18 protein-coding genes are annotated in these 12,923 nt (G+C 56.0%); 2 read left to right on the top strand and 16 right to left on the bottom strand.

All coding sequences use genetic code 11. The annotated features are described in order from the left end of the window. Window positions 1-61 precede the first annotated feature (61 nt). The 15 genes from ACTG2T_RS20910 to ACTG2T_RS20840 all read right to left on the bottom strand — a co-directional run bounded on the left by ACTG2T_RS20910 (window position 62) and on the right by ACTG2T_RS20840 (window position 8,698). Entirely contained in the window at window positions 62-919 is an 858-nt protein-coding gene (locus ACTG2T_RS20910) for a DUF2971 domain-containing protein (protein WP_330124295.1), read from the bottom strand. Window positions 920-1,135: 216 nt separating this feature from the next. Then, window positions 1,136-1,924: a hypothetical protein gene (locus ACTG2T_RS20905; RefSeq protein ID WP_330124294.1), complete on the bottom strand. Its 789-nt coding sequence runs from the start codon at window positions 1,922-1,924 to the stop codon at window positions 1,136-1,138. 54 nt (window positions 1,925-1,978) lie between these two features. After that, window positions 1,979-2,446 (bottom strand): phage virion morphogenesis protein, encoded by a 468-nt coding sequence (locus ACTG2T_RS20900; protein ID WP_330124293.1) that lies wholly within the window; start codon window positions 2,444-2,446, stop codon window positions 1,979-1,981. Next, window positions 2,428-2,898 carry a phage tail protein gene (locus ACTG2T_RS20895; RefSeq protein ID WP_330124292.1) on the bottom strand — a complete coding sequence of 157 codons (471 nt, stop codon included), beginning with the start codon at window positions 2,896-2,898 and terminating at the stop codon, window positions 2,428-2,430. The genes ACTG2T_RS20900 and ACTG2T_RS20895 overlap by 19 nt, the downstream gene beginning before the upstream one ends. After that, complete coding sequence (gene lysC / locus ACTG2T_RS20890) at window positions 2,873-3,115, bottom strand: Rz1-like lysis system protein LysC (RefSeq protein ID WP_254127601.1); 243 nt, start codon at window positions 3,113-3,115, stop codon at window positions 2,873-2,875. The genes ACTG2T_RS20895 and lysC overlap by 26 nt, the downstream gene beginning before the upstream one ends. Beyond that, window positions 3,006-3,479 (bottom strand): Rz-like lysis system protein LysB, encoded by a 474-nt coding sequence (gene lysB / locus ACTG2T_RS20885; RefSeq protein WP_330124291.1) that lies wholly within the window; start codon window positions 3,477-3,479, stop codon window positions 3,006-3,008. The genes lysC and lysB overlap by 110 nt, the downstream gene beginning before the upstream one ends. After that, window positions 3,469-4,290, bottom strand: a complete 822-nt coding sequence (locus tag ACTG2T_RS20880) for an N-acetylmuramidase family protein (RefSeq protein ID WP_330124290.1) — start codon at window positions 4,288-4,290, stop codon at window positions 3,469-3,471. Before ACTG2T_RS20880 ends, lysB begins: the two co-directional genes overlap by 11 nt. Beyond that, window positions 4,287-4,628, bottom strand: coding sequence for a phage holin family protein (locus ACTG2T_RS20875; protein ID WP_013723873.1), 342 nt, complete (start codon window positions 4,626-4,628; stop codon window positions 4,287-4,289). The genes ACTG2T_RS20880 and ACTG2T_RS20875 overlap by 4 nt, the downstream gene beginning before the upstream one ends. Further along, on the bottom strand, window positions 4,625-4,996 hold the full coding sequence (locus ACTG2T_RS20870) for a putative holin (protein WP_005352066.1): 372 nt from the start codon (window positions 4,994-4,996) through the stop codon (window positions 4,625-4,627). Before ACTG2T_RS20870 ends, ACTG2T_RS20875 begins: the two co-directional genes overlap by 4 nt. 9 nt (window positions 4,997-5,005) lie before the next feature. Continuing rightward, entirely contained in the window at window positions 5,006-5,236 is a 231-nt protein-coding gene (locus tag ACTG2T_RS20865) for a TraR/DksA C4-type zinc finger protein (RefSeq protein WP_019445413.1), read from the bottom strand. Between the two features lie 28 nt (window positions 5,237-5,264). Continuing rightward, window positions 5,265-5,468 (bottom strand): tail protein X, encoded by a 204-nt coding sequence (locus ACTG2T_RS20860; RefSeq protein ID WP_005352059.1) that lies wholly within the window; start codon window positions 5,466-5,468, stop codon window positions 5,265-5,267. Then, window positions 5,468-5,944, bottom strand: coding sequence for a head completion/stabilization protein (locus ACTG2T_RS20855; protein WP_330124289.1), 477 nt, complete (start codon window positions 5,942-5,944; stop codon window positions 5,468-5,470). Before ACTG2T_RS20855 ends, ACTG2T_RS20860 begins: the two co-directional genes overlap by 1 nt. A gap of 108 nt (window positions 5,945-6,052) precedes the next feature. Beyond that, on the bottom strand, window positions 6,053-6,814 hold the full coding sequence (gpM, locus tag ACTG2T_RS20850) for a phage terminase small subunit (protein ID WP_330124288.1): 762 nt from the start codon (window positions 6,812-6,814) through the stop codon (window positions 6,053-6,055). 9 nt (window positions 6,815-6,823) lie between these two features. Then, the gene (locus ACTG2T_RS20845) at window positions 6,824-7,882 is read right to left on the bottom strand and encodes a phage major capsid protein, P2 family (protein ID WP_330124287.1); all 1,059 of its coding nucleotides are present in this window, start codon (window positions 7,880-7,882) and stop codon (window positions 6,824-6,826) included. A 12-nt stretch (window positions 7,883-7,894) separates the two neighbouring features. After that, window positions 7,895-8,698: a GPO family capsid scaffolding protein gene (locus tag ACTG2T_RS20840; protein WP_139746584.1), complete on the bottom strand. Its 804-nt coding sequence runs from the start codon at window positions 8,696-8,698 to the stop codon at window positions 7,895-7,897. 149 nt (window positions 8,699-8,847) lie between these two features. Here ACTG2T_RS20840 and ACTG2T_RS20835 point away from each other — a divergent pair, with 149 nt between their 5' ends. Continuing rightward, window positions 8,848-10,614 carry a terminase ATPase subunit family protein gene (locus ACTG2T_RS20835; RefSeq protein ID WP_330124286.1) on the top strand — a complete coding sequence of 589 codons (1,767 nt, stop codon included), beginning with the start codon at window positions 8,848-8,850 and terminating at the stop codon, window positions 10,612-10,614. Further along, window positions 10,614-11,618: a phage portal protein gene (locus ACTG2T_RS20830; protein WP_013723865.1), complete on the top strand. Its 1,005-nt coding sequence runs from the start codon at window positions 10,614-10,616 to the stop codon at window positions 11,616-11,618. The genes ACTG2T_RS20835 and ACTG2T_RS20830 overlap by 1 nt, the downstream gene beginning before the upstream one ends. A gap of 470 nt (window positions 11,619-12,088) precedes the next feature. On the opposite strand, the gene ACTG2T_RS20825 is transcribed toward ACTG2T_RS20830, so the two are convergent. Continuing rightward, a complete protein-coding gene (locus tag ACTG2T_RS20825) occupies window positions 12,089-12,853 on the bottom strand; it encodes a hypothetical protein (RefSeq protein WP_330124285.1) in 765 nt (254 codons plus the stop codon). Window positions 12,854-12,923: the final 70 nt, after the last annotated feature.

Below are 12,923 nucleotides of genomic sequence, written 5' to 3'. Positions count from 1 at the left end.
AGGCGAGGAGGAGCCAGTGTGCCAAGGGGTGGCACACTGTATAGGAAGATGTTTTTCTAAATCACACTATTGAGTATTTTATATCTAACGAATAGTCTCTAGGATTTATTGATGCAATGCCTATACGTTCAACTCCAATATTTTTAGTGATCGATTTCAAGGTGTCTTGTTGCCAGCGGGGCATTTTGGAACCGAGTATTATTGTCTTTATGGATTTTTCCCTGTAGGGAATTAATACGTTTCCTTTATTGTGGTTGATAAAACGAACTTCATTCTCGTATTCCCAGTGAGTGTTTTTTGTACTCATGATGTCATCAATTATTTTAGTGAGCTCTTGTAATTTAATTTCCTCTGATTCTGTTTTTTTTATGAGGTAATCAATAGGATTTATTACAGGAGGTTTGTCTTTATATAGTACTTCGGTCAGCGACATTGAATCTGATATAAAAGGTAATGTGTTCGGTAATTCTTCAGAGTCTATTTCTATAACGAAGCCTTTTAAACCATCGCCATAGTGCCCCCACATCAGATGATTGTTAATGGGATTTTCTCCATTTTTTTCTCTCATACAACAAAAAACACCGGAGTTATAGAAACTATCCTGATGGGCGTGTATTTCTGCACGCACCCAATCAACAATATATTCACGCACGACTAGGGGAGTCTTTATCATCCTCTCAGTAAGCCAATTCTCAACGGATTGACCATGAGGTATTTTTAATTTTTTTTTCCTTTCTGGCTTTTTTGCTAAATATTGATATGCTTTAACAATCTCCGTCTCAGTTATTTCTCTCAACTCTTCTATAAATAGACCTTCAAATGGATCATTAAAAAGTTGTGGTTTTGAAAACCATGCGGAATATGAGTCTAGAGCGGATAAATTGTTATCATTAACATTCTGGAATTTATATAAGCTCATGATAAGATCTCATTTTTATAAAAGCAGTCCAATATTAACTCATAAAAAATATTTTTAAAATATTGACATCTTGATTAATGTGTCAGTTATTGTCTGGGGTTCTAGGTAGAAGAATCATGGTATGGTTAGGTTATCAGCAGCTTCCTCTTTATTTGTGGGGGAGAACCAACTGAAAGCTGCTCGGTGAACGACTGTTCGATCAATATATCTTAATATTTAGCTTGGTTTTATTTTTTTGAACCATTGTACTAATTCAACTTGTTCGTGCCTGATTAATTTAATTTCTCCACCTTTGAGAAGGTAGGCGCAATAGGTAGCATTGCAAACTAAACGAATATGTGGAATATCTCCCAACAGGGGAGATATAGCTTTGCTGCTATTAGGGGTTAACACACCACTCTCCAATATTCTTACTTGTTCCTGAGCTGCTGTTTTCCCAGCATCTAAGCTAAATACAGCAAGTAAAAATACGATTATGGGTGTCAATACCAATATGGCAAAACGATCATAAAAAATCTTCATCCAGATGAGGATAAGGTAAAGCCTGGGGGCTGGTAAATGTGCTCTTCTACGGAAGAATCGCTTCACTTTTTGATATTTAAACAAAGATATGCGATGGCATACCCACGCCCACCTAAGTCTTAAACGGATGCAAAAAAACAACGTCACAATTATGAATAGTACGCAAAGAAACATGCCTAGAATCGGCCATAAATAGGTCTTTATAGCATCTGACAACAGCAAAAAACCCATAGATAAGATGATGTCTGAAGGCCATGGAAACTCGACAATATCCAACCCATAAACCCAACATTCACCATAGTGATATGCCATTCCGGATAGATATAGTCCTGCAGTGACTAGCGGAATCGCAGCAATAAAAGAGGTCATGAAATGGGCAATCTTGGCCTGTGGCTCATCAGGTAGAGATGACTTTCGTGCGTGTTTCAGATGCTGCCTTAGCCAGCGCCAGCGTATCCAGTTGATCTCTTTTCTCTTCTTCATGTATCCCTACGTTAGAACAATCAAGCTTCAAACTTGTCCGCTATTGTACCGATACTATGGCGAATGAAAACTTAGGAGCATGAACTCCAGCAGAATCTCTTCCATCTTCTCGAGCTCCTTGGTTTCCAGCCCCAGCAGCTCACGCGCCGGATAGCTGATCTCGCGGCCCTTGATACGGTCTTTGAGGCCATATTGGTGAATGGTCGCGAGGCGATTGGCCGAGCCGACAAACTCGACCACGGCCTGATGCTCGGTGCTGGTCGCCTTGAGCCAGCGGGGGCTGACCAGATGCTGAAACATCTTGCGGCGGGTGGCACCGCGCTTTTTCGCCAGCTTTTTGAGCGGCTTACGCGGGGTCATGGGACTGCCATCCGGCTGGATGTTGGCCCTGATCCGTTTGCTCTGACTGGCACGCAGGTTTCGGGCCAGTTCCCCCATCAGTTGGCGGCGGGCGACCGGTGTCATGCTGGCCAGCAGAGCATCAGCCCAGCTAATCAGCCGGTTCAGGTCGTCGGTGGCCATGGCTGCGGTTCCCCGTTGATAAAGAGTTCCCAGGTGATGCCGTCATAAGGGTCTTCCGGCGGTTCTGGCAGATGTTCCCAGCCTATCCCCTGATCGTTCTGCCATACCCTGACCCGCTCGGTCAGTTTGACGGTGATGATGAGATCCATCAGGTCGTTGGCGAGGTATTCGGCTTCGAAGGTGATGCCATTCTTGCGCTGCTCATCGTTGGTCATCAGCTCGGGCTGGTGTTGGCGCAGCCAGGCCAGCAGCGGAACCATGATCTGATCCGGGTGGCCCGCAAAGTCTTCAATACCGATGGTGAGGGGGTATTGCCACTCGAACGAGAGGGAGCGGGCGCCGGTGCTTTCGATATTGCCCGGGGCGATAAAGATGTGCAGCTTGTCCGGGTTGGTCTTGAGGTGCGGCACGCAGCGGGTCAGCACCTCACGGATCTGTTTTGGCTTTTCCATCTTCACTCCGTTGTTGTCGTGTCTGGCAGGTGATGAGGCTATCGACCTTGGCGGCGCAACTGGCCCAGGCGGCCTCGGTCTGGCTCAGCTGGTCGAGCAAGTCGCCGTTATTGCGTGGCGCCGCTGGCGGCAGCTGGCAGGGGCTCGGGGCCGGACAGGTGAGTCTGATAATCTGCGGCGCCGGTGAGGGCGGGGCGCTGGAGCAGCCTGATAACAGGGTCAGGCAGAGGGCGATCAGCCCAAGCGCTGAGTTCTGCATTTTCACGTTTGAGCCTCTTGATGGTGTCGGCGCGGGTAGCAGCAGCCTGCGCCAGCTGGTCGAGCTGGCCCTGCAGCTGCTGCGCCGCTTGTGCCTGAGTGGTCAGTTCCCGGGTGAGGGTGGCGATGGCTGTCTCTTTAAGCTGCTCGCGCCGCTCGGCCTCTCTGGTTTTCTCATCGGCTGCCTTGAGACTGGTTTGCAGGGTGGTCACGTCCCCTTTGGCCTTGGCCGCCGAGCGGGCTGACCAGCCCCAGCCACCAAGGGCGACAGCCAACGCAAGCAGCAACCAGCTGAGGGGCGAGCCCAGCAGCTCACGCCACATTAGCCACCTCCTGCACCTGATAGACCTTGGTAAAGTGCGCAAACCACTTGGCCAGCTTGGTGTCGTAGTCGTTCTCCTTAAACGCCGGGCCGTTGTAGCGGCGGGCGAAGTCCGCCCACTTTCGCCCCTGCAGTGCCTTGAGCATGGCGGGGTCTTGCTGGATAAAGCGGCACAGGGCGGTGAGGTGTTCGACCTCGCTGCGCTGCATGGCCGCCTGCCAGTCGCTGGCAGAGGCAAAGCCCAGCGGCTGCCAGTGGTAGCCCATGATCTGGAACATGCCCCAGCTGGCCGACTCGATGGCCGCATCCCGATGCAGGCTGATGGCCAGTTGCAGCCGCTCCCACTCGGCTGCGCCGCCCGCATAGCCGCCGCGTTTGGGGTTGACCAGGTTGGGGTAATGGGTGGCCAGCTGGTCGGCGGCCGCCTTGCCCAGATGTTTGGTGAGCTGCTTGTAGAACACATGCCGCTCGAACAGCACCACTGGACGCATGGCTTGGGTGAAGCCTTCACCGATGCTCTCGACTTGGGCAACGGTGGCCATGGTGGCCAGCGGCACCGCCAGCAGATCGGCACTGGCCTGCATGTGGTTGATGGTCAGCTGGTTGCCGCGTTCACTGCCAAGCAGGGCTGCCAGGGTTCGCTGGCCCGCCTGACCGATGGCGGCAATCATGTAATCCCGCTGGAAGGCTATCAGCGCCTGCTCGGTTGCCTCACCAAACCAGCCATCGACAGCCACCGGATAACCGGCGGTGGTGAGGCGGCGTTGCAGGTCTGCCACGGCGGTGCCGGTATCCCCTTTTTTCAGGCTCATGGTTGGTACCTCCGGTAAATATCCCGGGCATGGTCGGTGCTGGACGGTTTGCCTCGGGGCAGCAGGTGGTGCACAGAGCCGCGGGTGTTGAGCACGGCGCACAGCAGGAAGAGGGCAAGCCCGAAGGCGGCTGGATCTGGCACCGGAATGCCGCCGAACAGAAAGCGCAGCGGAATGGAGCCTGACAGCACGCAGAGCAGCCATGCCATCCAGGCGGGCAGGGCGCGATATTCGCCACCTTTGCGGTCAAACAGCATGACTCGCAGGAAGATGGCGGCGCAGATCAGGGCGTAAAGGGCGGTGTAGATAAACACACCGGTCGGAGTGGTCGGGATCATGGTTGCCCCCTTTTGTTAAACAAGGCTTCAAGTAGCCGATCTTGATTGCGCATGATGAGCTGCAGCAGGCGCACCATCATGGCTGAGGCGATCAGCGAGCCGATCGCATTGCTGACCTGGACGCTGGCGGGCAGCAGTACCTCCAGCAGTTGGCAGGTAAAGCCGGCCAGCAGCAGGCCACTGACAAACGAGGCGACAAACAGGGCAATCCGGCGCAGGCGCCCCTGCTCTTCGGCGGCCGAGATAAACAGCACCGCGCCGGTGAGTGCGCCGAGCACGACGGAGGGATCTACCCCGGGCAGGGTAAACAGCAAGGCCAGACCGGTGAGGGTGCTGGTTGCGGCGCTGGAGGAAATCGGTTCTGGCATCGTGCTCTCCTATCGTTTGCTGCCGCAGTGGCGGGCGAGTTGGAATTCGTGGATGGTCTGGCAGTCGGCGCAGCGTTCGCAGCCCCGGATCGCCTCGCGGCGCTCCTGCGGGATCGGGTCGTCGCAGTCGATGCAGTAGTGGGGGCCTGTGCCCGCAATGCGGGCGGCGTGGATGCGGGCAGCGAGTTGCTGCTCGCTGATGTTGGCCAGTCGTTCGAGTTCGTCGTCGAGGCGGCTCATGTCGGTGTTCTCTTTTGTCGCATGACAGTCAGTCCCATAGCTGGATCAGCGGCTGTTCGGCCTGAGTGGGGGCCGCTGGCATGTTGATGAGGGTGCCGGTTGGCAGGATGGGGCCGAGCGCGGCCAGACCGGGGTTAAGGTTGAGCACCTGCTCGGTGATGCCTGCGGTGTAGCCGTAGTGACGAAACAGGATGAGATCGAGGGTGTCGCCCTGCAGGCTGCGCAGTTGCATCAGATGAGCTCCACTGTGGTGTGGGTGGTGCCGATGATGTCGCGGATGGCAAAGCGGGCATCGCGGTAGAGGTCATCCGAACTTATCTCTTTGGCATCGGCCCCTTTGATGCCGTCACCGGTGGCGCTGTAGTCGGTGTAGCGCTCCAGCAGATTGGCGCGGGTCATGGCGTAGACGGCGCGCCGGTAGCTGTGCAGATGTACCGATTCGCCGTTGATGGGCTCGGCGGGGACGGCGGCCAGGGTGGCGTGACCTTCACTTTCTCTGGCGCTGCGCCACTGGGCCAGATCCCGGTTGACGCTGGTGATGGCGTCGATCACCGCATGGGTGAGGCGGGCGGTGGTGACGGTGCCATCGAGCCGGACGGTGTCGCGCAGCGCGCAGAGCGAGATCGCCGGCCAGAAGGGGGCGCTGGTGATCTCGCCCTCTTCTGTGGCGGCCGGGGTCGGGTTGGTGGCTAAAAATCCGGTGCTCATGGTGCTCCTGATGTGAGGTGGCGCCGCATGTTGGGCGGTGGTCGGGCCGTCCGGTATGCCGCTGGCATTCGTCAGGCCCGAGCCGCCCAGGGTGCGGGGTTCGCTCGGTTAGCTGGCCTCGCCGGGGGCGGGGTCAGGCTGTTCGGGTGGCTGTGATTCGGATTGAGGCTCTGCGCCCGGCTGCGGTGCCGGTTCGTTGGCGGGCTGGCCGGCGGCGGCTTTATCCTTTTTGATCTCGCGCACCAGATCTTCCAGTTCTCGCTTGATGCCCACCTTGTCGTGCAGCTCGATGGCGCGGCGGTAGTGGTCCGCCGCTTGCTCCTTGAGCCCTTCGGCATAACAGGCGCGGCCCACCGCCTTGTGCAACTTGGCGCGCACCTGGTCGAAGATGTCGCAGTCAGCCAGCATGCTCATGTAGCTGCTGAGCAATGGCAGGGACGGGCCATTGCCCGCCTCTTGCAGCTTGATGGCGGTGTCGGCCACCTCTTCGGCGATGAGGGTGGGGGCGGTGCGTTCGTACTGGTCCGGGGTATTGAGGCCGTGGCGGATCACGTAATCAGCCATTGGCAGGGCGCCTGCCAGATCGCCGGTGTCGAGGTGCCACAGCATCACGGTCACCATGACGTCATCCTGACCACCGCGATCGGCGGCCAGCAGGCCATCAATCCACGGTGTGTAGGTGGCCAGCATGGTGCGTTTGGCGTCAATCTTGCGCTCGAGGCTCTGGATACCCTTGAGGGTGCGGCGGTGCTCGGCCAACTGCATCAGCTGGAGTTCGTACTGGTTGGCGGCGGCGCGATCCTGCTCGGGATTGGCCGCCCCTTGCAGGGCGGCCATGATGCGGGCAGTGTGTCGTTGTGCAGGTGTCATCGTGGCTCCTTAACCGCCTGCAGGCGCAGGTTTGGCGCCCAGCGTGATGTTTTCTGCGACGGCGATGCAGTCGTAATCCTCGACCACGTAGGCATCGTTGGAGGATTCCCAGTTGACGATGCGGTCGAGGCTCGGCTGCTCTTCCAGGTGGCGACGGCGGCCGCCGATCTGCCAGTAGATGGAGAGGTTGTCGAGGCGGGTGACGATCAGGGTGTCTTCCGGGACGAAGGGGACGCGGATCGCCAGCAGGCCGCCGATCTGCTTCTGACTCACCAGCACCTGACCGGCCAGCTTGTTCTGGTTGTCTCGGGTCTCGTTGAGGATGGGGAAGTATTTGTCGGCCAGCAGCTTGCGACCGCAGATCACCACCAGATCGGTGTCGTCCTGGTACCAGGGTTTGATCTTGCTGTTGACCAGATCGTACACCAGCGCGTCGAGGTTGCCGTAATCCCCCTCTTTGGTGTCGGCTTCACTCTTGGGCTGGTAGATGTAGATATGGCCGGTACCCGCATCCCCTTCGCTCATCACCTGGGCGGGAGCATCATGGCGGGTGTGCTCAATCCAGCCGATGTTGACGTCCTGCAGCATGGGGAACTGGACGCGATCGGTGTCTTTTGCGGCGAGTTTGCCGTTCCAGCCGATCATAATGCGATCCAGGCCCTGGCGCTTGACGATGGCATCGCGAATGCGGATCTGGAAGTCTTTGAACTTGGCCCAGGCATCAAGCTTGGCGTAACCGATGCTGGTGTCGTAGTTGGTCTTTTCGCACTCGTATTTGGTGTTTTGCAGTCCGGTCGGGTCGAACGGGACGCGAGCCTTGCCGCCACTGGTATCGGTGCGAGAGGCAATGGTGCCATTGATGCCGATGCCGACCTTTTCCCCTTTGAGTTCATCCACCGGCACGATGTTGATCATGCTGAGGAAGTCGACGGACTCCTGCATTTTGGTTTCCAGCTTTTGCTGGATGCTGGGCTCGACACTGAATTGCACCATGGCCGAGCTGACGGCATTCAGGCTCGCCAGTTGGCTGGTGTACTTTTCGAATTGCTGACGGGTATCGTTGCGCATTATCGGGGTCCCTTAAAAATCGGTGTTGGTTGGCTTGGTTCCATCGTCACCGGTGGCAGGCTGGCGCTTGTGGCTGAAATCTTCCTGGCGCTCGAGCTGGGTGGTCAGGTCGGCCAAGGCGTTGGCGGTCGCCGTTTGCCGGGCAGTCAGTTCGTTGAACTTGGTTTGCAGGTCGGTATCGAGGCTGGTCACCTCTTTGGCGACGGCTTCGACGGCCTGATGCACCTCGCTGAAATCGGCGGTCGATTGCTGCTTGTGGCTGGTGAAAATGGCGCTGATCCGTTCCAGCAGGCCCGGGCCTTTCTCCTGCTCATCTTCAAACTCGATGACGGTTTCGAGGGCTTCGGTAAACAGGCATTCCGGATGGTATTTGCGGTCGGCCAGCGGGTTGACCGCGGCCTTGCTGCAGAACTGCAGCATTTCGGTGCCAAGGCTTGCCGGGCTGTCTGTCACGGCCAGCCCCATCATGTAGGCCCCTTTTTCGTTCAGGTTGGGGTGGATCTCGATGGAGGTGTAGACCTTCTGGCGCTTCTTGTTGAGCGCGATCAGCTCCGGCGTCGGGTCAATCTGGACGAACAGGGCCAGCCGCTGTTCCCCTTCGATGGTGACCTCTTCGGTCTTGGCGGCAGTGATGTCGCCGTACATCTTGAACAAGCCGTTGGGGTCGAGGCCCCGAATATGCTCCATATTGACCCGTGCGCCATAGGTGGCCTGGTTGTAGCGCTGGGCCATCTGCTCAATCCATTCGCGGGTGATGGCGCGACCGTCGGTGGTGCCCCCCTCAACCGCAACACGGAAGAATTTGGACTTAGGCATGTGCTGGGATCCCTTTGGTAATTGGGTAGTGATGTCGCGGTTATGGTCTGGGTGAGCGGCGGGATCGTGCAATCCGGGGCCAGTGTGTGGTGGCGCTACACACTGGCAGTGGGGCGTTTGGGGTAGTAGCGGCTGGGTAGACTGGCGCCATGACAACAGCACCCATCATCTTTCCTCATCTCGACCCCAGACGGCAGGCCATGTACCTGTTCTTCCAGGGGTACCCGCTGCGCGCCATTGCCGAGTTGCTGCAAACGCCGGAGGGCACCGTCTCGACTTGGAAGAAACGCGACGGCTGGGAGGACATCAAACCGATAGACCGGGTGGATAGCGCCATCGAGGCGCGCATGATCCAGCTGGTAATGAAGGAGACCAAGAGCGGCGGCGACTTCAAAGAGATTGACCTGCTGGGTCGCCAGCTCGAGCGTATCGCCCGGGTCAACAAGTACAGCAACGGCGGCAACGAGGCCGACCTCAACCCCAAGGTGGCCAACCGCAACAAGGGGCCGAAGAAGGCCCCCGAGCGCAACGTGGTGGAGCCCGAGCAGCAAGAGCGGCTCATCGAGCGGTTTGAGTCGACCATGTTCGATTACCAGCGGGTCTGGTATCGGGCCGGGCAGGAGTACCGGATCCGCGACCTGCTCAAGTCGCGCCAGATCGGGGCGACCTATTTCTTTGCCTTTGAGGCGTTCATTGATGCCTTGGTGACCGGGCGCAACCAGATTTTCCTGTCGGCCAGCAAGGCGCAGGCCCACATGTTCAAGCAGTACATCATCCAGTTTGCCAAGGAGGAGGGGGTTGAGCTCAAAGGTGACCCCATGGTGCTGCCGAACGGGGCGCACCTTTACTTCCTCGGTACCAATGCCCGCACCGCACAGAGTTACCACGGCAACATCTACATGGATGAGTATTTCTGGATCCACGGCTTTCTGGAGTTCCGCAAGGTGGCCTCCGGCATGGCGATGCACAAGAAGTGGCGCCAGACCTACATTTCTACTCCCTCCAGCCTTTCCCATCCCGCTTATGGATTCTGGTCTGGCGCCAACTTTAACCGCGGCAAGGCCAAGGCCGACCGGGTCGAGATTGACCTGAGCCACGCCAATCTGTCTGCCGGCAAGCTGTGCGCCGATGGCCAGTGGCGGCAGATCGTCACGGTGGAAGATGCGGTGCGCGGCGGCTGCAACCTGTTCGACCTGGATCAACTGCGCAGGGAGTATTCCGAGGATGAGTACCGCAACCTGCTGATGTGCGAATTCATGGATGACACCGAGAGTCTGTTTCCGTTGGCGACGCTGCAGCGCTGCATGGTCGACAGCTGGCTGGTGTGGGAGGACTACAAGCCCCACACCTTGCGGCCGCTGGCCAACCGGGCAGTGTGGATCGGCTATGACCCGGCCAAGGGGGGCAAAGGTGACAGTGCCGGCTGCGCGGTGTTGGCCCCGCCACTGGTGCCCGGCGGCAAGTTTCGGGTGTTGGAGCGCCACCGCTGGCAGGGGATGGACTTTGACGCCCAGGCCAAATCCATTCGCGCCATCTGCGATCGCTATAACGTGTCCTATATCGGCATCGATACCACCGGGATCGGGGAGGGGGTCTATCAGCTGGTGAAGCAGTTTTATCCGGCGGTGACCGCCATTCAGTACAACCCCAACGTGAAGATGCGGATGGTGATGAAGGCGCAGGATGTGATGAACAAGGGGCGGCTGGAGTTCGACAGCGGCTGGACCGACTTGGCCCAGGCGTTCATGTGCATCCGCCGCGCCGTAACCCAAAGCGGCAAGCTGCCCACCTTCGAGGCCAGCCGATCTGATGAGACCAGCCACGCCGATATTGCCTGGGCAACCATGCAAGCCCTGTTACACGAGCCCCTTGAGGGGCAGACCGGCACCAATTCCGGCTTTATGGAGATTTACTGATGAGTGAGCAGATCAACTCGCCTGCCGGTGTGCAGGCGTTTACGTTTGGGGAGGCTATCCCGGTGTTATCCCAGCGGGAGGTGTTCGATTACCTGGAGTCGATGCATAACGGCCGCTGGTATGAGCATCCCCTGAGCCTGCACGGGTTGGCGCGGGTCTATCGGGCGGCGGTGCATCACGCCTCGGCCATCCAGGTGAAGCGCAATATCTTGCGCGGCTGTTTTATCCCTCATCCGAAACTGAGCCTGGCCGCCTTCACCGGGCTGGTGATGGACTACGAGATCTTCGGTAATGCTCACCTGCAGCGGGTACGCAACCGGCTGGGGGGCACGCTGCGCTATGACCAGATGCCGGCCAAATACACCCGCCGATCCCTCGACCTGGATCGCTACTGGTGGGTGCCAAGGCCTGGGGATGAGGTGGAGTTGCCCGCCGGTGATGTGGGGCATGTGATGGAGGCGGACGTTAACCAGGAGATTTACGGCATCCCCGACTATGTGGCCAGCCTGAACTCGGCGCTGCTCAACGAGTCGGCTACCCTGTTTCGCCGTCGCTACTACGAGAACGGCAGTCATGCGGGGTTCATTCTTCACATCAGCGATGCCCTGCAGAACGAGGGCGACATCACCGCGCTCAAGACGGCGCTACAAAACAGCAAGGGGCCGGGCAACTTCCGCAACCTGCTGCTCTACACCCCGGGTGGCAAGGCGGATTCGGTGAAGCTAATCCCGGTGGCCGAGATTGCGGCCAAGGATGATTTTCTCTCCATCAAGGGGGTTAGCCGGGATGACCAGCTGGCGGCCCATCGGGTACCGCCGCAACTGATGGGGGTCGTACCGAACAATACGGGCGGGTTTGGGGATGTGACCAAGGCGGCCCAGGTGTTTGACGTCAACGAGATCGACAGCATGAAGGCGAACTTTGCGCAGTTCAACGAGTGGGCAGGGGAGGAGATAATCCGGTTCACCTCCTATCGACTGTCAGATCTGACAGTGCAAAGCTGAAAACCTTGGCTATCTTCAAATTGGAATTCCTCCAAATTCCTCCATGATTTAATTCAAAGCCCCCTATCCAGGGGGCTTTGTTTTGGCCGAGCTCCCATCCAGCCAGAGCTCACCAGTCGCGTTACAGGCCACTGTCGGCCAACCCTTCGTAACCACACTCCCGAGATCCTTCACGCGCACCTGCGAGCATGAGCGGAGCCTCGAAAGGCCCCTCAACACCCTGCGCGCGCAATCGGGACCCCGCCTCGCCTGCGCGCTTGATGTGTGGAAAATCATGCGGGTGAACGGCTGGGGGCGGGTATCAGCTCCCCGCGCCAGCACTGGCCGCGTGTAGCTTTGCAGATCCTTTTTTGAGATCCTTCATTTTCCGTCAGATCTTTTCATATCTAGTTGTCACCTGTTTGTGATAAGTTCGCGTACAAGCAACGGTAAAGTCAATCCCACGCGTTCTTCATCGTAAGGTTGGCTTTTTAGTCCTTTTTCTGAGAGGAAAAATCAGGCTTCATCCCTGAAGCTCCACCAGTATTTGATGGTGTCGTGCTTTGAGTACGGGCTTGAGTGTTTGTCTGAGCTAGAAGCGAACTGGCTCCACTGAATCCACTTAAACTTTTACCTAAATTAGAGATACCTTCGAAACTATCTCCAATACAGACAGAGCCGCTATAGCTTTCAGTGGTTACACTAAGTTCAGAAGTCGTTTTTGGTTGCTTATTTTCTGACATGTCATTATCCTCGTTGCTTAACAATGGAATGGATGTTGAAACCCCTAGTAAAATTGATAATATAATCGCCAAATAAAACGATCTAATTGCCCACTTATCTAGTTTTTTTAATTTGTATTCTTTCAGTGTTACATCCTTATCTTGAGCTATATCTAGCATGTAATCAGCATTTTTGTCAAATATACTTAAAATACAATAAATTGAAATCAAAAAGCATAGCGACGCCAATATAAATATCGAATAATTCACATAACCTATTGTTTTTGATATATTTAAAAGAGTAACCAAAAAACCTATGCCAGCAACAGATAATGTTAATATACTTTTGTCCTTCTCCATCGCTGTATTGTAGAAGGATGCATAGGCTTGACTTTTGTACTCAACAAAGCACATTTTTTTCAAATCTATGTCAGATATATTCGAATCATTTTTATATTTACTTTCTTGTTTTATATCGTCAGAAAATTTTTCTTCTTTGGGTGTGTCGTTTATTATTTTACAGAATATATTCACTTGTTTTTATCTCTCTACTAAATGTAAAGGCTCATGTCCGATTCAATGATAGGTTTTGCAGAATAAAATA

Origin of the sequence: Aeromonas sp. 75A (assembly GCF_051919425.1) — a bacterium.
Taxonomy (GTDB): domain Bacteria; phylum Pseudomonadota; class Gammaproteobacteria; order Enterobacterales; family Aeromonadaceae; genus Aeromonas; species Aeromonas veronii.
The sequence above is the reverse complement of the archived record's forward strand: the minus strand, read 5'-3'. Positions and strand labels throughout refer to the sequence as shown.